Origin of the sequence: Variovorax sp. J22P240, assembly GCF_030316855.1 — a bacterium.
Classification (GTDB): Bacteria; Pseudomonadota; Gammaproteobacteria; order Burkholderiales; family Burkholderiaceae_C; genus Variovorax.
Genome location: NZ_JASZYR010000012.1, coordinates 121,463 through 142,724 on the forward strand (window position 1 = coordinate 121,463; position 21,262 = coordinate 142,724).

Consider the following 21,262-nt stretch of genomic DNA (forward strand, 5'->3'; position numbering starts at 1 on the left):
AGTTCGAAGCTCCCCATAACTATCAAGGACAAATCATGAATCGGCGATCTCTGCTCGTGCTGACCACTATCTTTTCGCTGTGCGGCGGTGCTGCCGCCCAGGAATTTCCTGCGCGGCCCATCACCATCGTCGTGGGTTCCAGCCCCGGAAGCGCCACCGACGCTCTCGCACGGGCTGTCGCCCTCGAAGTGACCAAGGAGACCGGCCAGGCCGTCATCGTCGACAACCGGGCAGGCGCTTTCGGCGGCATCGCGGCCCAGTTCGCAGCGCGTGCTCAGCCGGATGGCTACACCGTTTTCATGACGACGAACACGACCCAGTCCGCCAACCCCCATCTCCAGAAGAAGCTGTCCTACGACCCCATCAAGGACTTTGCACCGGTATCGTTGCTAACCAAGGGCTATCAGCTGCTCGTGGTGAATCCGAAGGTCAAGGCAAACAGCGTGGCGGAGTTGATCGCGCTGGCGAAGTCCGATCCTGGCAAGCTCAACTACGGTTCCGGCAGTTCCTCCGCGCAAGTGGCCACCGAACTGTTCCAGCAGATGACGGGGACCCGGTTCAACTATGTGCCGTACAAGGCCAACCCGCCGGCAGTGATGGACCTTGTCGCCGGCCAGACTGACCTGATGATCGCGGACATCGCCACGACCTTGCCGCAGGTCAAGGCAGGCAAACTGCGCGCCCTCGGAGTGACCAGCCAACAGCGCCTGCCCTTGGTGCAGGGCGTTCCCGCCATTGCCGAGTCGCTGCGGAGCTACGAGTTCGGCTATTGGAACGCGGTCTACGCGCCTGCGGGCACGCCAGCGCCTGTCGTCATTCGATTGAATGCCCTGATGCAAGGCGCCATGAAAACGCCGGCCGTACGGAACGCGGCCGATCAGGCCGGAATGGAAGTCGCACTGTCCACGCCCGACGAACTGGCTCGCTTTCAGCTGTCGGAGCTCCATCGTTGGGGCCAGATCATCAAGACGGCAGGTATCGTGGCGGAATAGCAGTTCAAAGCATCCAGTCGATCGGCAGCAGTTCAAGCAGGCGCACGGCAGCACGCTGCCACCAACTCGACATGGGCTCGACGGACAAGGGTTGGCGAATGCCGTCGACCCACCGCAGTGCCCCGCTCTCGGGATCCAGGCGCACCTCCCAGCTGCTGCGCGGAACGCGTACTTCGAAGACTTGCGCCATGGCAGCCGCCAACTCCGGGCTGTCGATGATGAGGCCCAATTCGGTGTTCAGCCGGGCCGAGCGCGGATCGAAGTTGAACGAGCCGACGAAGACACGTTCCGTATCCACACCGAAAGTCTTGGCGTGCAGGCTGGAGCCGGAACTGCCCGAACTGCCGGGCATGCGCCGACTATCCTCCCTCGGCGCTGCCTTGACGACTCGATCCGTCGGGTCAGGCTTGAGTTCGTACAACACGACACCTGCCGCCAACAGCCGCTGCCGATGGCGTGCGTAACCCGAATGCACCGCCAGAACGTCGGTAGCGGCCAGCGAATTGGTGAGGATGCGCACCCGCACACCGCGGACGGCCAGGCCGACGAAGTAGTCAGTGCCGGCATCGGTAGGCACGAAGTACGGCGACACCAGATCGAGGGTGCGCATTGGCACCCCGACGGCCTCCGTCATGTGATGCAACAGCAATTGCTCCGGTTCGGCCAGCGCCAGACCCTTGGACGGGTCGTCGACTAGCAGATGCGCAGGGGCCCAGACGAGTGAATAGTCTTTCCGGATCAGGCTTTCATAGAAAGGCAAATCACGCACCGCCTGCTTGTAGGAGGCAGCAAACTCGGACCGCTCGACCAAAGCAGTCCGGTGCCGGAAGGCGGTCAGGGCTTCAGCGGAGGGCGGCGTCACCAGCGAAGCGATCGGATATGCCGATGCGCTGGCCCAATAGGCATCGAAGGCGCTCGAGACTTGCTCGACCGCCGGCCCCATCGCCAACACGTCGAGGTCGGCAAACAGTACGCCGTCGGTGGCGCCGAAGTACTCGTCGCCGACGTTGCGGCCGCCCACGATGGTGATCACGCTGTCAGCCGTAAGGCTCTTGTTGTGCATCCGCCGGTTCGCGCGCGAGAAGTCGGTCAGGAAGCCCAGAGGCTTGAACGGACGAAACAGGAATGGATTGAACAGACGCACTTCCACATTGGGATGCGCGTCCAGAGAAGCCAACTCTTCGTCGAGCCCCGCATGGCCGTGGTCGTCCAGCAGCAAGCGTACGCGTACCCCTCGATCGGCGGCCGAGTGCAACGCCTCCAGCAACAGATGGCCGGTGGTGTCGTTGCGCCAGATGTAGTACTGCACATCCAATGTGCGCTCGGCATGCTGCGCCAGTTGCACCCGCGCCGCGAATGCTTCGCGCGGGTCTTCCAGCGAATGGATGCCCGTCAGTCCCGGATGCTGCGCCGTGACGACGCCGACCGCCCGGCCAAGCCGCGTATCGCGCGCTTCGGCTGCTGGCAGCGCCTTCGACTGGCTGCGCCCCTCGAGCGACGGCAGGGAACATCCGGCCAGCAGGCCCGCAAGAGCGACTGCTGCCAGCCACCGCCACCTGAAGAAAGTTGCAGACCCGACTCCGAAGTCGGCAGGGTTGCCGGGTCTCCGCACACGTGAATGCATTGATGCGCAGCCCGCTGGACATGTGGAGGATGTCCGAGATGCGTCGAGCGGAAGCCGGCGCGCACCGAAGGCGATCGGGTGTGAATCGGCATTGGCACCAGCGAAATCAACCAAGGGGCACGATATGTCGTTCATGAGTGATCTTCTCGCGCAGCCAGCCAACCTATCCATGGCGTCGAAGTACAAGGTGATGAATGGCCATGTTTACCTGGCGGCGGGGGCATTGCTCATTGTCTGGCCGGGCGCGGTGCAGACGCTCTTGCTTCCTCTGGTCCTCGTGCCCTTGGCGATCGCTGGAATATTTCCTCATACGTTGGGAGCATTTGCCATTCTCGACCCCGTGCTCGGCATTGGTGCCTGGTTGCTCCACAACCGCGAGACGCGACTGCGGTAGCTCTTTCGGGTGTTACTTGGCGGCCCGCCACGTACGTGAACCTAAGTGCTCGCCGGGATACCTCGTTTGATGCCTTCCCTTGAGAATTCGGGCCTGGAGCGTTCGCGCCAGTGCCTGGTCTTCAAACCCTGGACCTCGATTCCGACTTTCTCTCGCGCCGCCGGTTCGCGTCCCTGTCCAGGTTCCACATCGTCTTTCCGTCCCACACAAACGGGGTAGAAGCATGAAAAAGATCCTCATCACCGTCGGCGTGCTGGCCGTGGCAGGAGCGGCCATCGCGGGGGCTCTCTACGTCGCTTTTCCGGTGCAGATGACGACCTATGGGGGCATGGGGCTGAACTTTCTCAAATCGCTGTCCGCGCCGACGGGCACGCTGACCCTCGAATCGAATCCCGCGTACAAGGCACCCGTCGCCGCGGCACCCTCCCCGCCTCTCGCCGACGCGGCATGGCCGAACGCGGCGGCTGGAGACTGGCCAAGCTACAACCGGACACCGTCATCGCAGCGCTACTCGCCGCTCGGCGAGATCAACACGAAAAACGTGGGGAACCTGAAGGTTCAGTGCACCTACGACCTGGACATCTTCACCGCCTTCGAGTCCGGTCTGATCATGGTGAACAACGCTCTGATCGGCACGACCGAGTTCGACATCTTCTCCATCAACCCGGCCACATGCACCGAAAACTGGCGCACGCGCCTGAGCTATCCCGGCGGTCTCCTGCCAGCCAACCGCGGCGCCGCTTACATGGACGGCATGCTGTTTCGCGGCACCCAGGACGGCCGGGTGCTGGCCTTCGATTTCAAGACCGGCAAGCAGGCGTGGGAGACGACCATCGCCGACCCGAAGCGGGGCGAATCCGTGCCGTCGGCGCCGATCGCGTGGGATGGCCTCGTCTACGTCGGCAATGCCGGCGGAGACTACAAGGGTGGCAAGGGCAAGGTCTACGCCCTCGACGGAAAGACCGGCAAGATCGTCTGGCAGTTCTTTCTGGTCCCCAAGACCGACGGGGACATCGTCCGAGGCCCTGAGGGCAAGTCGCCGCTCGACACGAAGACCTGGAACAACGCGCAAGGCATCCCCATCAGCGGCGGCGGAACCTGGACCTCGTACACCCTCGACATCAAGAACGGCCTGCTGTACGTGCCCGGAGGCAATCCGGCTCCCGACTTCGCTTCAGGGGCACGCGAGGGCGACAACCTCTTCACGGACTCGGTCGTGGTGCTCGACGCCAAGACGGGCGACTACAAGAACAACTTCAAGGTCGTCAAGAAAGACTGGCATGACTGGGACGTGTCCAGTCCCCCCATCCTGCACCAGACCATGGGCGGCAAGCAGCTCATGTCGGTCGCACCGAAGGATGGGCATCTCTATGGCTACGAGCTTCCCACCAACAAGCTGCTCTATCGCGTGCCGGTGACCACGATCGAGAACGCGGAAGGCGCGTTCGCCGTCGGTCAGGATGTTCATTTCTGTCCGGGTCCGGTGGGTGGTACCGAATGGAACACTCCGGGCTTCGATCCGACGACGAATCTCATCATCACCGGTACCGTCGACTGGTGCGATACGGTGACGATCAAGACCGACGAGAGAATGCGGAAGGTGGACGTCGGCCAGCCCTGGACCGGCATGGCAACCCTCAACCCCATCAACATGTTCGGCAAGGAAGACCGTACCGACGGACATTGGGCCGGATGGATCTACGCCAGCGACGCCGACACCGGCGTGTGGAAATGGCGTGTCAAGTCCAACTACCCCGTCGTCGCCGCCATCACCCCGACGGCCGGTGGCATCGTGTTCTTCGCCGACCTCGGCGGCAATTTCTATGCGCTGGACTCTTCCACGGGCCAGAAACTCTGGGGCGGGCCGCTCGGGACCGGCGGCGGGATCGGCGGCGGCGTGATCACCTATACCGTGGATGGCGTTCAGAAAGTGGCCGTCGCAGACGGATTCACCATGGTCGCGTGGCCAACGAAGCCGAGGCGCGCACGGGTGGTGGTCCTGGGACTCGACAGCGCCGCAGCGAAGAAGTGACACCGGAGTCCGAACCATGGACCTCGACCCAGTCCTGCTGTCACGAATCCAGTTCGGGTTTTTGATCAGCTTCCACATCATCTTTCCCGCATTCACGATCGGGCTGGCAGCGTGGCTGGCCACGATCGAGGGTGCGCGGCTGGCGACGGGTCACATGCTCTATCGCCGGGTGTTCGACTTCTGGCTGCCGATCTTCGCCGTCTCTTTCGGCATGGGGGTGGTCACGGGCATCGTGATGGCCTTCCAGTTCGGCACGAATTGGGGCGTGCTCGCCGTGAAGACCGGCTCGATCCAGGGTCCGCTGCTCGGCTACGAGGGCTTCACCGCCTTCATGCTGGAGGCGACCTTCTTCGGCGTGATGCTGCTCGGGCGTGACCGGGTGTCGCCGCGCTTCTATTTCTTCTCGTGCTGCATGGTGTCGCTCGGAACGATGTTCTCGTCCTTCTGGATTCTCGCGAACAACAGCTGGATGCAGGTGCCGCTCGGCCACACGGTGGTGGACGGCAAGATCATTCCGACCGACTGGAAGCAGATCGTGCTCGGGCCGGTACAGATGGTGCGCTGGCCGCACATGCTGCTCGCCGCGTTGCTGACGACCTCGATGTGCGTGTCTGCGACCGGCGCCTGGTATCTCCTGCGCCGGGTGCACTTCGACGAAGGCCGGATGATGCTGCACTGGGGCCTGGGTCTGGCCGCGGTGCTGATCCCGGTCCAGCTCTTCTTCGGCCACCTGACGGGCGAGTACGTGCTCAAGCACCAGCCCGCCAAGTTCGCCGCGATCGAGGCGCGCTGGAAGAACGAGCAACCCGCGAGCGAGGTCCTGATCGCCATTCCCGACGAGGCGAACCAGCGCAACCTGTTCGCCATCTCGGTGCCCAAGCTGGGCAGCTTCATCGCATCAGGCAACTTCACCTCCGCCGAGCGGGGTCTCGAGTCCTTTCCTCGCGAAGACTGGCCGCCGGTGCTGATTCCCTTCTGGACCTTCCGGTTGATGGTCGGCATGGGGCTCATCATGCTGGCCGTCTCGTGGCTCGGCAACTTGCTGCGATGGCGCGGCAAGCTGGAGTCGTCGCGCTGGTTCCTGTGGTGCGCCCTCGCGTCCTTCCCGACCGGCTTCGTCGCCATCCTCACGGGCTGGTACACCGCCGAAATCGGACGCCAGCCCTGGGTGGTCTATGGGCTGCTTCGGACCAAGGACGCGGTCACGCCGTCCCTGACCACCGGCGACGTTCTCACCTCGCTGATCATCTACGTCGCCGTCTACTGGCTATTCGTCTCCTTCGGCATCTACTACATCTACAAGCTGCTGCGCGAGGGGCCGCGATCCAGGACGCAAGGCACGGCCAACGTGACCGGCAGCCGGCCGCTGGCCATCGCCGCGCGCACGGACACCGCAGTCAATGGCACGTCCAATGGCAGATCCGGAGGCAAGCCGTGACCCAGGCCCCACCCAGCGACTTGGCGCTTTTCTGGGCGGCGGTGATTGCCTGCTCGATCCTCATCTACGTGATCCTGGACGGCTTCGACCTCGGCGTCGGGATCCTGTTCGGCACCACGCGCGAGGAAAACCACCGACTGCACATGATGGACACCATCGCGCCGTTCTGGGACGGCAACGAGACCTGGCTGGTGATCATCGGCGCGGGACTGTTCGCGACCTTTCCGGTGGTGTATGCCGTGTTCCTGGGGGCGTTCTATCTGCCGGTGCTGCTGCTGCTCGTCGGCTTGATCTTTCGCGGCATTGCCTTCGAATTCCGCTACCGCAGCGTGAAGACACGCTGGTTGTGGGACTTGGGGTTCTTCCTCGGCTCGACGGTGGTCGCCTTCGTGCAGGGGGCTGCCGTGGGCGCGCTGATGCGCGGGCTCCCGGTGGCGAACGGTCAGTTCGCCGGCACGTCTTTCGAATGGCTGCATCCCTTTTCGGTGCTGACCGGCATCGGGCTCGTCTTCGGCTATGCGCTGCTGGGCGCTGCCTGGATCGTGCTCAAGAGCGAAGGCGATCTGCGCGCCTGGGCCTATCGCCGCATTCCGTGGCTCGCCGCGGCCGTCCTCGTGATTCTCGGCCTGGCCTTCGCCGTGTCCTTGAGCGTCGATGCAGGCGCGATCGCGCAGAGCCACCTGAAGGATCGGCCATGGGGGTGGGCCTTTGTCGCGCTGGCGATCGCCTCATTGATCGGCGTCGTGACGGGGGCCCGTGCGCGCCGCGATGGCGTCGCCTATGCGTTGACCGTGGTGTTCATCGCGGCGGCGTACCTGACGCTCGGCACGATGTTCTGGCCCTACATGGTCCCGTATGCAGTCACCGTGGCCAGTGCCGCGGCGCCGGAGGAATCGCTTCGGTTCCTGTTCTACGGTGGCGTGGTGGTGCTGCCGGTGATCGCCATCTACACCATCGGCGTCTACTGGGTCTTTCGCGGCAAGGTTCGAAGCGGGTATCGATGAGTTGATTCGAACCAGCGGCCTCTACGGCATCAGCTTGTTGACGACGACGCGTTCGAGGCCGTGTTTCGCGTAAGGCGGATAGCGCACGCCCGGGTCGACGGTGCTGCTGTGGTGAAGCACGCCGCGCGCATTGGTGAAGGCTTCGAAGCCCCAGCGCCCGTGGTACTTGCCCATGCCCGAGTTGCCTACGCCGCCGAACGGCAGCTCGGAAAAGAGCGGATGGATGGCGCAGTCGTTGACCTCCGCATCGCCAGAGCGCGTGGCCGACAGGATCCGGTCGACCACGTCCGTGTCCTCGGCAAAGATGTAGAGGCCGAGCGGGCTCGGCCTGCTGTTGACCCACTGGATGACGGATTCGACTGAATCGATCTCCAGCACCGGCAGGATCGGTCCGAAGACCTCTTCCTTCATGATCGGCGAATCCACCGCGACATCCACCAGCACGGTCGGCGCGATGTAGAGCTCATCGGCATCGGTCTGGCCGCCGGCGACGGCCTTGCCGCTGCCGAGCAGCGCGGCCAGGCGATCGAAGTTGCGGCGGTTGATCACGCGCCCGTAGTCCGGGCTCTGCTTCGGGTCGTCGCCATAGAACTCTCGGATCGTGTCCTTCATGCGCTGCAAGAACTCGTCCTTCACCTCCGGCCATGCCAAAACGTGGTCGGGTGCGGTGCAGATGTGGCCCGAATTCAAGTAGCGCCCGTAGGCGATGCGGTGCGCCGCCGCCTTGAGGTTGGCCGACGAATGGACGATGGTCGGGTTCTTGCCGCCGAGTTCGAGCACGCACGGCGTCAGGTTCTTCGCTGCGGCCTGGTGCACGATCTTGCCGACGGGCGGACTGCCGGTGAAGAAGATCATGTCCCATTGCTGCGCCAGCAGCGCGGTCGTCTCGGGGACGGCGCCCTCGACGACCGTGACCGCGCGCGGATCGAAGTACTTGGGCACCAGCCGGGCGGCGGCCGCCGCACAGTGGGCTGCGATCTCCGAAGGCTTCAGCACCGCGGTGTTGCCCGCGGCCAGCGCCGCCACCAGCGGGCCGAAGACCAGCATGAAGGGTTCGTTCCACGCGCCGATGATCAGTGACACGCCGAGCGGATCGCGGTTCACGCGGATGTAGCCCGGCTCGAACACCAGCGGCATCGGCTCGTGCAGCGGCGTCATCCACGCATCGATGTGCTTGAGCGCGTAGGCCGCCTCCTTGGCGCAGTAGTCGACGTCCATGAGGTCGGCATCGTTGACGTTGCGGCGCAGGTCTTTCCAGAGCGCGTCGCACAACTCGTCGTGGTGGTCGGTGAACAGGGCCTTGACCGCTTCGAGCTGGGTCTTGCGCCACGCCACCGGGCGCGTGTGGCCTTCGAGGAAGAAGGCGCGCTGGCTGGAGACGAGCGAGGCGAAATCAGGCAGGGGCATGGTGCATGGCTCCAGGAACCGCGAATCCTCCGCATCATGTGCCGGGCGCCAGGGATTGAATATCCCGACGGCCACGTAGCCCACGTACGTGGAGAAGACCGGACGCCTGGCTCGTCCGGCGCAGCGGGTCCGGAGCCGGCATTCGCCCGGGAGGCGGCGTCAGTTCCCCGTGAACGGATGCGTGATCAAGCTGTAGATGGTGCGCACGCCATCGATGTAATTGCCCATGCGCATGTTCTCGTTGCTCGCATGCTGGTTGTTGTCGGCGTTGACCAGCGGCACGATCGCAAAGGGAACCTGCAGTGCCCCGACGATCTCGGCGGTGGGCACGGTGCCACCCATCATGCGGATGCGGACTGGTTCGGGCTTGGCTCCAAAGGCGTTGACCATCGCTGCGTAGGCCCACTGGCCGACGGCTGAATCCATCGGTGTGCCGGCCGCATCGCCCCCTTCGGTCTGCATGGCAAAGCTGGCGAGCTTCTCGTAGCGGCTGCGGTCGTCGTCGGTGGGCATGCCCTTGACGAGGTGATAGCCCTGCTTCTGAATGTGCGCCTCCACCAGCTTGCCGAGGTAGGCCGCGTTCGAATCAGGCGTGGTGCGCAGGTCGAGCTCGGCCACCGCCTGGTCGGGCACGATGTTCGCGGCCTTGTCGCCCACCGCCGCCGACGACATGCCACGCACGTTGAGCGAGGGGTACTGCATGGCCTCCTGGTAGTTGGCGCCGACCTGATCGGTCCGCGCGATGCCCAGCCGCTTCTTCAGCGCCGCTTCGTCGTCCGGTACCGCGGCCATGATCTTGCGCTCCGCGTCGCCGAGCTTTACATGGTCGTAGTAGCCCGGGACCGAGACCCGGCCGGTGTCGTCCTTCATCGAGGCGAGCAGCGTGGCCAACCGCTGCGCCGGGTTCGGCGAGTAGTTGCCATAGTGGCCGCTGTGCAGCGACACCTTGGCGCCGTACACGGTGATTCGGGCCATCGCCGCGCCGCGGTTGCCGAAAATCAGCGTGGGCCGGTTGGTCGCATGCATCGGCCCGTCGTGGATCACGATCGCGTCGCTGCGCAGCAGGTCACGGTGCGCGAGCATGACCTTGCCGATCGACGGCGAGCCTTTTTCTTCCTCGCTGTCGAGCACGACCTTGACGTTGACGCCCAGCTTGTCGCCGCTCGCCTTCAGGGCGTCGATGGCGGCCAGGAACATCATGATCGGCGCCTTGTCGTCGGCCGAGGAACGTCCGAACACGCGCCATTCGGGATCTACCGGGCCGCTGAAGAGTTGCGCCGAGTCGATCTCTTCCCAATCGCCCTTCGCGGTCTTGCGCTTGAGCACCGGCGTCCACGGGCTCTTCTGCGCCCACTGTTCGGGAATGACCGGCTGGCCGTCCAGGTGCATGTAGAAGAGCACGGTCTTCCGCTTGGGGTCGCTGCCAGGCAGTTCCGCAAACAGCATCGGCTTGCCTTCGTTGGCCAACTGCGTCGTGGTGAAGCCGCGCTTGCGGAAGGCGGCTTCGAGCCAGTCGACGTTCTTGCGGATATCGGCCGGCACGATGGCGTCGTTGGGCAGCGCCAGGAGTTCGAAGTAGTCGCGGAATGTGGCCTGCGAGTATTGGGTGGCCGCAGCCGGCGAAAGTTCGGCGGCGTGCAGGGAGTGGGAAGCGGCGCCGACGAGCAGCGACGCGGCGATAGAGAGGAGGCGCATGGTGCGGTTCATGGCCGGGGAAGATAGCACGGCGCCTCGCGGACTTCCGCTTGGCAATGCGACTGCCTGTTCGACGGGCATCGCAATGAAAGCCAAGCAAAATGCGGCTCCGGCGAGATGCTCGGACGTGACGATGCCGACGCATCGGGCCGACAAACCGGGAAGGGACCCCCAAATGGAATCAGTGAGCGCCGCCGCTTTCGACGAGTCCTACTATCGACGCTACTACTTCAACAAGAAGACCAAGGTGGCGGACCCGCAGCACATCGAACGCTTGGGCGCCTTTGTCTGCGCCTATCTCAAATACCTTCGAGTACCCGTGCGTCGGGTGCTGGACGTGGGCTGCGGCGTCGGGCTTTGGCGCGACATCGTGGCGCGGCATTTCCCGCAAGCCACCTATCACGGCGTGGAGTTCAGCGACTACCTGTGCGAACGCTACGGGTGGGAGCGCGGTTCGGTCGTGGATTACCAGGCCAGGGATCCATTCGACTTTGTCATCTGTCAGGGCGTGCTGGCCTACCTGAGCCCGCCAGACTTGAAACGCGCGCTACGCAACCTCGGGACGCTGAGCAAGGGTGCTCTCTACATGGAAGCCGTGGTGCGTGAGGACTACGAACGCGACATCGTGGACGAAGATCTCACGGACCCGCGCCTCTTCCGCCACCGTGCCGAGGTTTACCGCCGCGGGTTGTCCCGGCAGTTCAAGGAGATTGGCGGCGGCGTGTGGCTCAGCCGGCAATCCGACGTGCCGCTCTTCGCGCTGGAGTGCGCAGCAGACTGACTGCACAACCACTCGCATATCGCCATGGAGCCCAGCGGCATCGCGGTCGAGGGCTCCCACGGGGCCCTACTCGCTCCAACGCGTAGCGGCCTTCCATCGGCGAGGTCGATCCAATGCTAAGCTTTTACGCTCCTTCACTGAGCCAGGAGAAATCGATGAAAAAATTCATCTTCGCTGTCGCTCTCAGCCTTTTCGCCTTTGTATCGGCACCCGCCTTCGCCAAGGCGAACTGCAAGGCCTATCCGAAATCTGAATGGATGTCGGAAGCCGATGCCAAGGCCAAGATCGAGGCACAGGGCTACACGATCTCCAAGTTCAAGGTCGACGGCAACTGCTATGAGATCTACGGCAGAAACAAGGCCGGGAAGAAAGTCGAGATCTACTATGACGCCAAGACACTCGAGCCGGTGAAGAGCGAGATCGAAAAGTAACCAATGTCGACTTCGCGCGATGCGGATGCACTGCGAAGCAGAGTCCTTGTCTGGGACGTCGTTGTCCGTTTTCATCATTGGACGCTGGCCGGATTGGTCATCTTCTGCACGATTCAGGACGACGGCGGTCAAGTGCATCGCATCGCAGGGTATGCAGCAGCCGGCGTGGTAGTCACACGCCTGTTGTGGGCGGCATTTGCGAATGGTCATGGCAGCTTGGCGGCCCTCAAGCCGTCCGCGACTGCGGCGCTCACCTATGTTCGTGCCGGCGCGCCGCGTTGCGTTGGCCACGATCCTCTCGGCCTGTGGATGGTGTGGCTGCTTTGGTCGCTCGTATTGCTTCTTGGGCTCACCGGGTGGATGAGCCGCCTCGACACTTTCTGGGGTGACGAGCGCTTGCAAGAAGTCCATGCATGGATCGCCGATGCCTTGCTGGTCGCCGTGGCTCTCCATCTTCTCGGCATCGGCCTGATGAGTTGGTGGTGGCGCGAGAACCTTTCGGCGACCATGGTGAACGGACGCAAGCGGGGACCACCCGCATAGGTCAAAAAATCTGACGTCCAGCAGCGCGTTGTGTCGTGCGTCGTGAGCGCGGTGCTTCGACGCACTACGGGTGCACCCCGGGAATACCCGCACAGAAAAAACTCAAATCTTGCCTACATTGCTTGTATGCAAGAAAGCGAAAGACTTGCATGCAACCTTCCTCACGGAGATCCCCCATGCCTCGTTTCGCCAAATCGCTCTTCGGTCAGGTGGTCATCGCGCTGGTTCTCGGCGTGGTGGCGGGCCTGTTCTTTCCTGATTTCGCAGTCAAGCTCAAGCCGTTGGGAGACGGCTTCATCAAGCTGATCAAGATGATCATCCCGGTGCTGGTGTTCTGCGTGGTGGTGCACGGCATCGCCGGCGCGGGGGACCTGAAGCGCGTCGGGCGCGTCGGCGTCAAGGCGCTGATCTACTTCGAGGTGCTGACGACCATCGCCCTGGCGCTCGGCCTCGTGCTGGCCTTCGTGTTCAAGCCCGGCGTGGGCATGAACGTCGACCCCACGAAGCTCGACCCCGCAGCCATGAGCGCCTACGCATCGAATGCCGACAAGCTCACCAGCGGCGGCACGGTCGAGTTCCTCATGAAGCTGATCCCGACCACTGTGGTCAACGCCTTCGCCACGGGCGACGTGCTGCAGGTGCTGCTCTTCGCGGTGCTCTTCGGCTGCGCGCTTGCGCTGCTCGGCGAGCGCGGCCGGCCGGTGGGGCTGGTGGTCGATGCGCTCTCGCTAGTGCTGTTCAAGATCATGGGGATCATCATCAAGCTGGCCCCGCTGGGTGTGCTCGGCGCCATCGCCTTCACGGTGGGGCAGTACGGCGTCGGCTCGCTGAAGCAACTCGGCATGCTGGTGGCGCTGTTCTATGCATCGGTGCTGCTCTTCGTCTTCGTGATCCTCGGCCTGGTGATGCGGCTTTCCGGCTTCAGCCTCGTCAAGCTGCTGCGATACCTCCGCGAAGAACTCACCATCGTCTTCGCCACCACCTCGTCGGACAGCGTGCTGCCGCAGATCATGGCCAAGCTGCGCCACATGGGCATCCGTGACTCGACCGTAGGCCTGGTGATCCCGACCGGCTACTCGTTCAACCTCGACGCCTTCTCGATCTACATCACGCTCGCCGCGGTGTTCATCGCACAGGCGACCAACACGCCGATCTCGATGGCCGACCTGCTGACCATCCTGGCGATCGCGCTGGTCACCTCGAAGGGCGCCCATGGCGTGCCGGGTTCGGCCATCGTGGTGCTCGCCGCGACCTTGCATGCCATTCCGGCCATCCCCGCGATCGGACTCGTGCTGGTGTTGTCCGTCGACTGGTTCATGGGCATCGCCCGCGCGCTGGGCAATCTCATCGGCAACTGCGTCGCCACTGTCGCGATCGCCGCCTGGGAAGGTGACATCGATCGCGAACGCGCCCATGCCGTGCTGAACGGCACGCACTCGCCCGAAGACGAACCGCTGGCCGAGGCGGAGCCCGGCCCAGTCGCCATCCAGCCAGCACATTGAGGTTCCCCGAATGACCGAAGTCTCCCCCACCACCATCGCCGAGCGCGTGGTCGAAGCCATCCTGGCGCAGAAGCTCGCGCCCGGCGAGCGCCTCGGCGAGCAGGCACTGGCGGAGAACTTCGGCGTCAGCCGCACCATGGTGCGCGAAGCGCTGATGCAGCTGCAGGCCCGCGGCTTCGTGGAGGTGCAGTCGCGCCGCGGCTGGTATGTGGTGGAGCCTTCGGCCGAAGAGGCGCGCGATGCCTTCGCGGCACGGCGCATCGTCGAGTCGGGCATCCTGGCCGAAGCCGGCCGCCCGCTGTCCAGGGTGATCCGCAAGCTGCGCGAGCACATTGCCGACGAGAAGCGCGCCATTGCCGGCGCCGATGCCGCCACCCGCGCTTTCCTCCTCGCGGACTTTCATGTCTGCCTGGCCGACCAGATGGGCCACCGCCTGCTCTGCGACGTGCTGCGCGACCTCACCGCGCGCACCACGCTCGCGGCCACCCTCTTCCAGTCCAAGCACGAAGCCTCGCAGTCCTGCGCCGAGCACGCCGCCATCGTCGAAGCCCTCGAAGACGGCGATACACCGCGCGCCCGGCAACTCATGCTCGACCACATCGGCAACGTCGAGCAAGCGCTGCAGGTCGACGTCACCGCCGACCCGACGGCCGACGAACGACTGCGCGCCACGCTGTCCCCCGTCGCACTGCCACGCGCGCTGCGCTAGGCCGCGCGAGATTCCGCAAACACCGCGGAACCGGCTTGGCCGGGCCGATGGTGTTGCCTCCGGCAGGGGGTGGGCGACCACACGAAGTGAGGGAGCCTGGGGGCGAGCTAACATACTTTATGAACTCTCCGGCCCTTCAGCGCGGCACCTTCCTCCTACTTCTGGCCGCAGTCACGATCGCGTTCGGCTGGATCCTTCTTCCCTTCTTCGGGGCAGTCATGTGGAGCGTTGCCCTCGCGATCCTCTTCACGCCGATCTATCGGCGCCTGGTCAAGAAGATGGACGGGCGACGCAACCTCGCCGCCTTCACGACGCTCCTGCTCGCGACCATCATCGTGGTCATCCCGCTGGTGGCCATCACCGTGTCCGTGGTCGACGAGGTGTCCGTCGTCCAGCAGATGATCCGCTCCGGCGACATCAGCTTCACCAGCTACTTCCAGCAAATCGTGAACGCCCTTCCCCGTTGGGCGCTCGACCTGCTCAACCGCTTCGGGCTCGGGAATGTCGAGGGCTTCATCGGCCGCGTGTCCGAATCCGCCCTGAAGAGCAGCCAGCTCATTGCGACGCATGCTGTCTCCATCGGGCAGAACACCTTCGAGTTCCTGATCAGCTTCGGCATCATGCTGTACCTGCTCTTCTTCCTGCTCCGCGACGGGGGCGACCTGTCGAAGACCATCCGCAACTCGCTCCCTCTGGCGAAGCCGCACACCCACTACCTGCTCAACAAGTTCACGACCGTCATCCGCGCCACGATCAAGGGCAACATCGCGGTCGCGGCGGCGCAGGGCATCATCGGCGGCATCGCCTTCTCCTTCCTCGGCGTTCAGGGCGCGCTGCTGTGGGGTGTGCTGATGGGCTTCCTGTCGCTGCTGCCCGCGGTCGGCGCGGCGCTGATCTGGGCGCCGGTGGCCATCTACTTCCTGGCGGTCGGCGAGATCGGAAAGTCGCTGACGCTGATCTTCATCGGCGTCTTCGTGATCGGTCTGGTCGACAACATCCTGAGGCCGCTGCTGGTGGGCAAGGACACGCAGATGCCGGACTACATCGTGCTGATGTCCACTATCGGCGGTATCGCGCTCTTCGGCATCAACGGCTTCGTGATCGGGCCGGTGATTGCCGCGCTCTTCATGGCGGCGTGGGACCTGTTCGCCTCCTCGAGCGAAGACGAGCACGGCATGCCGCCCCTACCCTGAGCGACTGCTCCACCAGTTCTCGCCGAAGCGGCCCTGCAGGAACGCGACGAAGCTCGACACCTTGCCCGGCACCAGCTTGGGCGACGGAAACACGGCATGGATTTCCTGCGCGGCGAGCGCGTGGTCGGCCAGCACCTCCACCACATGCCCTGAAGCCAGCGAATCGCTCGCGACGTAGCGCGGCATCAGCGCGATGCCCAGCCCCGCGCGCGCGGCGGCGAGCACGGCCGACACGTTGTTCGACCGCAGTCGGCCCGACACCGGCACCGTCACGGGTTCGCCCTTGGGCGTCTGCAGGTGCCAGACGTCGTCGCCGACCACGCTGCTGTAGATCAGGGCCACGTGCGCGCTCAGGTCCTGTGCCTTCTTCGGCGTGCCGTGCTTCTTGAGGTAAGCCGGCGCAACCACCATCACCCAGGGGTTCATGCCGAGGAAGCGCGCCCCCAGAGACGAGTCGGCGAGCTTGCCCATGCGGATCGCGACATCGATGCCCTGCGCCACGAGATCGACATAACGGTCCTCGAAGCTCAGGTCGACCTGCACCTGCGGATGCCGCGCCATGAATTCGAGCGCCAGCGGCACCACGACGCGGCGCCCGAAGGCCGTCGACGTGCCGATGCGCAGAAGCCCCTGTGCCTGGGATTGCCGCAGCTTCACGATGTTCTCGGCCTCCTCCGCATCCCGCACGATGGCCTTGCACTTCTCGTAGTAAAGCGCGCCGGATTCGGTCAGGCTCACGCCGCGCGTGTTGCGGTTGAGCAGGCGCACCTTCAGGCGCGCTTCGGTGGCCGCAACCTGCTTGGTCACGGTGGGCTGGGTGGTGTTGAACTCGCGCGCCGCCTTGGAGAAACTGCCGGTCTCCACCACGCGCACGAACATCTCCATCGCTTGCAGTCGGTCCATCGCGCCATCCTAGCCACTTATTCCGCCACGGAATAGGCTTTATGGCGGCACGCCATCTTCTGCCGGATGCCTCGAATTCCTACAGTCGAGACACCCAAGGAGAATCAACATGGCAAAAATGACCGCGGCCCAGGCCGCCGTGCTCGTGATGGAAAAAGAAGGCGTGACACAAGCCTTCGGCGTACCCGGCGCCGCCATCAACCCGCTCTATTCCGCGCTGCGCAAGCAAGGCAGCATCGCCCACATCCTCGCTCGCCACGTCGAAGGCGCATCGCACATGGCCGAAGGCTACACGCGCGCCGTCGCCGGCAACATCGGCGTGTGCATCGGCACCTCCGGCCCCGCCGGCACGGACATGATCACCGGGCTCTACTCGGCCTGGGCCGACTCGATTCCGATCCTGTGCATCACCGGCCAGGCGCCACGTGCGCGGCTCTACAAGGAAGACTTCCAGGCGGTGGACATCGAGTCGATCTCCAAGCCCGTCACCAAGTGGTCCGTCACGGTGCGCGAGCCGGGCCAGGTACCGCAGGTGTTCCAGCAGGCCTTCCACCTGATGCGTTCGGGCCGGCCCGGCCCGGTGCTCATCGACCTGCCCTTCGACGTGCAGATGGCGCAGATCGAATTCGATATCGACACCTACACCCCGCTCACGCCCTACCGCCCGGCCGCCACGCGCGCGCAGGTCGAGAAAGCCATCGCCATGCTGAACGCGGCCGAGCGCCCGCTGATCGTGGCCGGCGGCGGCATCATCAATGCCGACGCCAGCGACCTGCTGGTGCGCTTCGCGGAGGCCACGGGCGTTCCGGTGATTCCCACCCTCATGGCCTGGGGCGTCATTCCGGACAACCATCCGTTGATGGCCGGCATGTGCGGCCTGCAGACCAGCCACCGCTACGGCAACGCGACGATGCTCGCCAGCGACTTCGTGCTCGGCATCGGCAACCGCTGGGCCAACCGCCACACCGGCTCGATCGACGTCTACACCAAGGGCCGCACCTTCGTGCACGTGGACATCGAGCCGACGCAGATCGGCCGCGTCTTCACGCCCGACCTGGGCATCGTGTCCGACGCCAGGGCCGCGCTCGAACTCTTCGTCCAGGTGGCGGAGGAAATGAAGGCCGAGGGCCGCCTGCCCAGCCGCCGCGCATGGGCCGGCGAATGCCTCGAGCGCAAGAAGACGATGCTGCGCAAGACCAACTTCAACGACGTGCCGATGAAGCCGCAGCGCGTGTACCAGTGCATGAACAATAACTTCAGCCAGGACACCTGCTATGTGAGCACCATCGGGCTCTCGCAGATCGCGGCGGCGCAGTTCCTGCACGTCTACAACCCGCGCCACTGGATCAATTGCGGGCAGGCCGGGCCGTTGGGCTGGACCATCCCAGCGGCGCTCGGAGTGCGTGCCGCCGACCCCACCCGCAAGATCGTCGCGCTCTCGGGCGACTACGACTTCCAGTTCATGATCGAGGAGCTGGCCGTGGGTGCGCAGTTCAAGCTGCCCTACGTCCACATCGTGGTCAACAACTCCTACCTCGGCCTCATCCGCCAGGCGCAGCGCGGCTTCGAGATGGACTACTGTGTGCAGCTCGGCTTCGACAACATCAATGCCACGGAAGACAGCGGAGTCGAGCGCAGCTACGGCGTCGATCACCTCAAGGTGGTCGAGGGCCTGGGCTGCAAGGCGATCCGCGTCTACAAGCAGGAAGAGATCAAGCCGGCGATCCAGCGCGCCGAAGCGCTCATGGCCGAGTTCAGCGTGCCGGTGGTGATCGAGGTGATGCTCGAAAGGGTGACCAACATTGCGATGGGCACGGAGATCGATGCCATCAATGAATTCGAAGCGCTCGCCGAAAGCCGAGAAGACGCACCCACGGCCGTCGCTGCCGCCATGCTGGATTAAGCGCCCCCCCAGGCTTCGCGCACTTCGTGTCGCTTCGCCAACCCCCTGCAGGGGGCAGCATCAGCGGCCCGGCAAAGCCGGTTCCGCGGTGCTTCCCGAATCGAATGGAAAGAGAAAATCATGCCTAGATTTGCAGCCAATCTGACGATGCTGTTCAACGAACTGCCGTTCATGCAGCGCTTCGAGGCCGCCGCCAAGGCGGGCTTCAAGGCCGTCGAATACCTGTTCCCCTACGCCTACGACAAGAAGGAGCTGGCCGCCGCGCTGCATGCGAACGGCCTCGAGCAGGTCCTGCACAACCTGCCCGCGGGCAACTGGGACGGCGGCGAGCGCGGCATCGCCTGCCACCCGGAGCGCGCGGGCGAGTTCCGCGAAGGCGTGGCCCGTGCGATCGACTACGCGACCGCACTCGGCTGCCCACAGGTCAACTGTCTGCTCGGCAAGCTTCCCGAAGGCCTGACGAACGGCGATGCGCGCAAGGTGGTCGTCGACAACCTGCGGTTCGCCGCGAAGGAACTGCAGGGCGCGGGCATCCGCCTGCTGATCGAGCCGATCAACAGCTTCGACATCCCCGGCTTCTATCTCACGCGCACCGACCAGGCGGTCTCGCTGATCGACGAAGTCGGCTCGCCCAACTTGCTGCTGCAGTACGACATCTATCACGCGCAGCGCATGGAAGGCGAGCTGGGCGCCACGCTGACGAAGAACATCACGCGCATCGGCCACATCCAACTCGCCGACAACCCCGGGCGCGGTGAGCCGGGAACGGGCGAGATCAACTACCCGTGGCTCTTCAGGCACATCGACTCGCTGGGCTACGCCGGCTGGATCGGCTGCGAATACAAGCCACGCGCCACGACCCTCGATGGCCTCCAGTGGCGCATCACCCTCACCCAGTAAGAGACGCAAGAGACGCGACAACAAAGGAAATCCAGCGACATGGCATCCACCGCACAAAAGATCGGATTCATCGGCCTCGGCATCATGGGCGCCCCGATGGCGGGCCACCTGCTCGAAGCGGGCCACCAGCTCTTCGTCAACACGCACGGCAACACGCCCGAACCCTTCGCTTCGAGGGCGATGGTCTGCGCCACGGCCACCGAGGTCGCGCGCCAGGCCGACATCGTCTTCATCATGGTGCCGGACACGCCGGACGTGGAGAAGGTGCTGTTCGGCGAAGGCGGCGTCGCCGCGGGCCTGACCAAGGGGAAGACCGTGGTCGACTGCAGCTCGATCGACCCGATCGCGACCAAGGCTTTCGCGAAGAAGATCACCGACCTCGGCTGCGGCTACATCGACGCACCGGTCTCCGGCGGCGAGGTAGGCGCCAAGGCGGCGAGCCTCACGATCATGTGCGGCGGCGATGAAGGCACCTTCGGGCGCGTGCGGCCCCTCCTCGAAAAGATGGGCAAGAACATCACGCTGGTCGGCGCTGCGGGCGACGGCCAGGTCTGCAAGGTCGCCAACCAGATCATCGTGGCGCTCAACATCGCGGCGGTTGGCGAGGCACTGGTCTTCGCGTCGAAGGCCGGCGCCGACCCTGCGAAGGTTCGACAGGCGCTGATGGGCGGCTTCGCGTCGTCGCGCATTCTCGAAGTGCATGGCGAGCGGATGATCAAGCGCACCTTCGCGCCGGGCTTCCGCATCGCCCTGCACCAGAAGGATCTGAACCTCGCGCTCCAGGGTGCACGAGCGCTCGGCGTGGCGCTGCCACAGACGGCGAGCGCGGCACAGCTCATGAATGCCTGCGCTGCTCTGGGGTATGGGCAGCAGGACCACTCGGCGCTCGTCCGTGCGCTGGAGGCGATGGCACAGCACCCTGTTGCGCCGGATGCTGGCTGATCTACCAGGCGATCGGCTCCGCTCCGAAGGCCACGAGCTTGGCGTTGACCGCTTCGAACGGATTCGGTCCGTTCATGAAGCCGGGCGCCACCGGGTGCGGCATCGCGACCTCGCCGGCGCGGGTGTCCCAGGTGCCCGCCTGGGTGGCCGCGAGCTTCACGCTTTCGCTCGCCAGGAGCTTCTGCGCCAGTGCGCCGAGGCAGAGGAAGACCACCTGTCCGCTCTGGCGTGTCGCCGTGGATCGCAGCACCTGGCCGACGACCGGCCTCCAGAAGGGAATGTGGCCACGCGTCTGCTCCGGCGCACCGCCTGACTTGTAGCGCGTGATGGTGAGGCCGGCATTGAGAAATAGCACGCCCTGCGTCTGCTGAAGCCTGTCGAACAAGGCGCGAGGCGGTTCGAGCGCGACGGCGGGCGTCGCGATGTGGCGAGCGAAGGCCGCCCAGTTCATCTTCAGTACGGCCGGATCGTTGGTGCGCACGGCGACCATCATGCGCAGCAGCGCGCGCAGGCTGTTCGCGACGGCGGCCGCTGGCAGGCTCCAGGTGTCGATGTCGCCCTGCTCGAAGGAGCGGCCGGTCGCACGGCTCAGCGCCGGATAGGGATCCTGGCCGATCAGCACGCAGCGCACGTCCGCGGGGGCAATGCCGTCGAAGGCGCGGAACACGTGGGCATCGGCCCGCGCACCGGGCAGCGGCTTGTCACGCCGCGACGGATAGATGGGCTGCAGGTCATCGTAGGTGAGCGTGCTGCCCACGGCGGTCGGGTTCGGGCTGGCGCCGGCGAGCACGGTGCGCCAGGCGGGCGTGAGGTCGTTGCGCCAGTTGACGGTGAAGTCGTTCAGTGCGTCGCGCAGCAAGGCCATGGTG

General features: G+C 64.8%; 18 protein-coding genes and 1 pseudogene. 14 read left to right on the forward strand and 5 right to left on the reverse strand.

Going from position 1 to position 21,262, the window contains the following annotated elements; genetic code table 11:
• Nucleotides 1–35 precede the first annotated feature (35 nt).
• Nucleotides 36–992 carry a Bug family tripartite tricarboxylate transporter substrate binding protein gene (locus tag QTI24_RS23865; protein WP_286603817.1) on the forward strand — a complete coding sequence of 319 codons (957 nt, stop codon included), beginning with the start codon at nt 36–38 and terminating at the stop codon, nt 990–992.
• Nucleotides 993–996: 4 nt separating this feature from the next.
• Here QTI24_RS23865 and QTI24_RS23870 read toward each other — a convergent pair whose 3' ends face one another.
• Nucleotides 997–2,604, reverse strand: coding sequence for a phospholipase D family protein (locus tag QTI24_RS23870; protein ID WP_286603818.1), 1,608 nt, complete (start codon nt 2,602–2,604; stop codon nt 997–999).
• 145 nt (nt 2,605–2,749) lie between these two features.
• Here QTI24_RS23870 and QTI24_RS23875 point away from each other — a divergent pair, with 145 nt between their 5' ends.
• The 4 genes from QTI24_RS23875 (at nt 2,750) to cydB (ending at nt 7,484) form a co-directional block, all read left to right on the forward strand.
• Nucleotides 2,750–3,010: a hypothetical protein gene (locus tag QTI24_RS23875; protein WP_286603819.1), complete on the forward strand. Its 261-nt coding sequence runs from the start codon at nt 2,750–2,752 to the stop codon at nt 3,008–3,010.
• Between the two features lie 223 nt (nt 3,011–3,233).
• Nucleotides 3,234–5,042, forward strand: a complete 1,809-nt coding sequence (locus tag QTI24_RS23880) for an outer membrane protein assembly factor BamB family protein (RefSeq protein ID WP_286603820.1) — start codon at nt 3,234–3,236, stop codon at nt 5,040–5,042.
• 16 nt (nt 5,043–5,058) lie between these two features.
• Entirely contained in the window at nt 5,059–6,480 is a 1,422-nt protein-coding gene (locus QTI24_RS23885) for a cytochrome ubiquinol oxidase subunit I (RefSeq protein ID WP_286603821.1), read from the forward strand.
• Complete coding sequence (gene cydB, locus QTI24_RS23890) at nt 6,477–7,484, forward strand: cytochrome d ubiquinol oxidase subunit II (protein WP_286603822.1); 1,008 nt, start codon at nt 6,477–6,479, stop codon at nt 7,482–7,484. The genes QTI24_RS23885 and cydB overlap by 4 nt, the downstream gene beginning before the upstream one ends.
• Nucleotides 7,485–7,505: 21 nt before the next feature.
• On the opposite strand, the gene QTI24_RS23895 is transcribed toward cydB, so the two are convergent.
• Together QTI24_RS23895 and QTI24_RS23900 are read right to left on the reverse strand one after the other, a co-directional pair.
• Complete coding sequence (locus QTI24_RS23895; protein WP_286603824.1) at nt 7,506–8,891, reverse strand: aldehyde dehydrogenase family protein; 1,386 nt, start codon at nt 8,889–8,891, stop codon at nt 7,506–7,508.
• A 159-nt stretch (nt 8,892–9,050) separates the two neighbouring features.
• Entirely contained in the window at nt 9,051–10,586 is a 1,536-nt protein-coding gene (locus QTI24_RS23900) for a M20/M25/M40 family metallo-hydrolase (RefSeq protein ID WP_286603825.1), read from the reverse strand.
• 175 nt (nt 10,587–10,761) lie between these two features.
• Between QTI24_RS23900 and QTI24_RS23905 the strand changes: the two genes are divergently transcribed.
• The 6 genes from QTI24_RS23905 to QTI24_RS23930 all read left to right on the forward strand — a co-directional run bounded on the left by QTI24_RS23905 (nt 10,762) and on the right by QTI24_RS23930 (nt 15,745).
• Entirely contained in the window at nt 10,762–11,367 is a 606-nt protein-coding gene (locus QTI24_RS23905) for a class I SAM-dependent methyltransferase (protein ID WP_286603826.1), read from the forward strand.
• Nucleotides 11,368–11,522: 155 nt separating this feature from the next.
• Nucleotides 11,523–11,798 carry a PepSY domain-containing protein gene (locus QTI24_RS23910; protein ID WP_286603827.1) on the forward strand — a complete coding sequence of 92 codons (276 nt, stop codon included), beginning with the start codon at nt 11,523–11,525 and terminating at the stop codon, nt 11,796–11,798.
• A 3-nt stretch (nt 11,799–11,801) separates the two neighbouring features.
• On the forward strand, nt 11,802–12,341 hold the full coding sequence (locus QTI24_RS23915; RefSeq protein WP_286603829.1) for a cytochrome b/b6 domain-containing protein: 540 nt from the start codon (nt 11,802–11,804) through the stop codon (nt 12,339–12,341).
• Nucleotides 12,342–12,517: 176 nt separating this feature from the next.
• Nucleotides 12,518–13,843: a C4-dicarboxylate transporter DctA gene (locus tag QTI24_RS23920; RefSeq protein WP_286603831.1), complete on the forward strand. Its 1,326-nt coding sequence runs from the start codon at nt 12,518–12,520 to the stop codon at nt 13,841–13,843.
• A 10-nt stretch (nt 13,844–13,853) separates the two neighbouring features.
• Nucleotides 13,854–14,552 (forward strand): GntR family transcriptional regulator, encoded by a 699-nt coding sequence (locus QTI24_RS23925; protein WP_286603832.1) that lies wholly within the window; start codon nt 13,854–13,856, stop codon nt 14,550–14,552.
• Between the two features lie 119 nt (nt 14,553–14,671).
• Nucleotides 14,672–15,745, forward strand: coding sequence for an AI-2E family transporter (locus tag QTI24_RS23930; RefSeq protein WP_286603833.1), 1,074 nt, complete (start codon nt 14,672–14,674; stop codon nt 15,743–15,745).
• On the opposite strand, the gene QTI24_RS23935 is transcribed toward QTI24_RS23930, so the two are convergent.
• On the reverse strand, nt 15,737–16,648 hold the full coding sequence (locus QTI24_RS23935) for a LysR family transcriptional regulator (protein WP_286603834.1): 912 nt from the start codon (nt 16,646–16,648) through the stop codon (nt 15,737–15,739). The two genes, QTI24_RS23930 and QTI24_RS23935, sit on opposite strands and share 9 nt — an antisense overlap.
• Nucleotides 16,649–16,757: 109 nt before the next feature.
• On the opposite strand from QTI24_RS23935, the gene gcl reads away from it, so the two are divergent.
• The 3 genes and pseudogenes from gcl to QTI24_RS23950 form a co-directional block, all read left to right on the forward strand.
• On the forward strand, nt 16,758–18,551 hold the full coding sequence (gene gcl / locus QTI24_RS23940; RefSeq protein WP_286603835.1) for a glyoxylate carboligase: 1,794 nt from the start codon (nt 16,758–16,760) through the stop codon (nt 18,549–18,551).
• Between the two features lie 120 nt (nt 18,552–18,671).
• Complete coding sequence (gene hyi / locus QTI24_RS23945) at nt 18,672–19,451, forward strand: hydroxypyruvate isomerase (protein WP_286603836.1); 780 nt, start codon at nt 18,672–18,674, stop codon at nt 19,449–19,451.
• 33 nt (nt 19,452–19,484) lie between these two features.
• A pseudogene (locus QTI24_RS23950) lies at nt 19,485–20,393 on the forward strand (2-hydroxy-3-oxopropionate reductase); the annotation flags it as partial.
• Nucleotide 20,394: 1 nt separating this feature from the next.
• Here QTI24_RS23950 and QTI24_RS23955 read toward each other — a convergent pair.
• Nucleotides 20,395–21,258, reverse strand: a complete 864-nt coding sequence (locus tag QTI24_RS23955) for a uracil-DNA glycosylase family protein (protein ID WP_286603839.1) — start codon at nt 21,256–21,258, stop codon at nt 20,395–20,397.
• Nucleotides 21,259–21,262: the final 4 nt, after the last annotated feature.

What these genes read in the sequence shown, in the direction of transcription:
- QTI24_RS23905 (WP_286603826.1), top strand. Translation starts at nt 10,762, where the DNA reads ATGGAATCAGTGAGCGCCGCCGCTTTCGACGAGTCCTACTATCGACGC.
- QTI24_RS23955 (WP_286603839.1), bottom strand. Translation starts at nt 21,258, where the DNA reads ATGGCCTTGCTGCGCGACGCACTGAACGACTTCACCGTCAACTGGCGC.
- QTI24_RS23880 (WP_286603820.1), top strand. Translation starts at nt 3,234, where the DNA reads ATGAAAAAGATCCTCATCACCGTCGGCGTGCTGGCCGTGGCAGGAGCG.
- QTI24_RS23920 (WP_286603831.1), top strand. Translation starts at nt 12,518, where the DNA reads ATGCCTCGTTTCGCCAAATCGCTCTTCGGTCAGGTGGTCATCGCGCTG.
- QTI24_RS23910 (WP_286603827.1), top strand. Translation starts at nt 11,523, where the DNA reads ATGAAAAAATTCATCTTCGCTGTCGCTCTCAGCCTTTTCGCCTTTGTA.
- QTI24_RS23930 (WP_286603833.1), top strand. Translation starts at nt 14,672, where the DNA reads ATGAACTCTCCGGCCCTTCAGCGCGGCACCTTCCTCCTACTTCTGGCC.
- hyi (WP_286603836.1), top strand. Translation starts at nt 18,672, where the DNA reads ATGCCTAGATTTGCAGCCAATCTGACGATGCTGTTCAACGAACTGCCG.
- QTI24_RS23925 (WP_286603832.1), top strand. Translation starts at nt 13,854, where the DNA reads ATGACCGAAGTCTCCCCCACCACCATCGCCGAGCGCGTGGTCGAAGCC.
- QTI24_RS23885 (WP_286603821.1), top strand. Translation starts at nt 5,059, where the DNA reads ATGGACCTCGACCCAGTCCTGCTGTCACGAATCCAGTTCGGGTTTTTG.
- QTI24_RS23865 (WP_286603817.1), top strand. Translation starts at nt 36, where the DNA reads ATGAATCGGCGATCTCTGCTCGTGCTGACCACTATCTTTTCGCTGTGC.
- QTI24_RS23875 (WP_286603819.1), top strand. Translation starts at nt 2,750, where the DNA reads ATGAGTGATCTTCTCGCGCAGCCAGCCAACCTATCCATGGCGTCGAAG.
- QTI24_RS23895 (WP_286603824.1), bottom strand. Translation starts at nt 8,891, where the DNA reads ATGCCCCTGCCTGATTTCGCCTCGCTCGTCTCCAGCCAGCGCGCCTTC.
- QTI24_RS23915 (WP_286603829.1), top strand. Translation starts at nt 11,802, where the DNA reads ATGTCGACTTCGCGCGATGCGGATGCACTGCGAAGCAGAGTCCTTGTC.
- QTI24_RS23935 (WP_286603834.1), bottom strand. Translation starts at nt 16,648, where the DNA reads ATGGACCGACTGCAAGCGATGGAGATGTTCGTGCGCGTGGTGGAGACC.
- QTI24_RS23900 (WP_286603825.1), bottom strand. Translation starts at nt 10,586, where the DNA reads ATGCGCCTCCTCTCTATCGCCGCGTCGCTGCTCGTCGGCGCCGCTTCC.
- gcl (WP_286603835.1), top strand. Translation starts at nt 16,758, where the DNA reads ATGGCAAAAATGACCGCGGCCCAGGCCGCCGTGCTCGTGATGGAAAAA.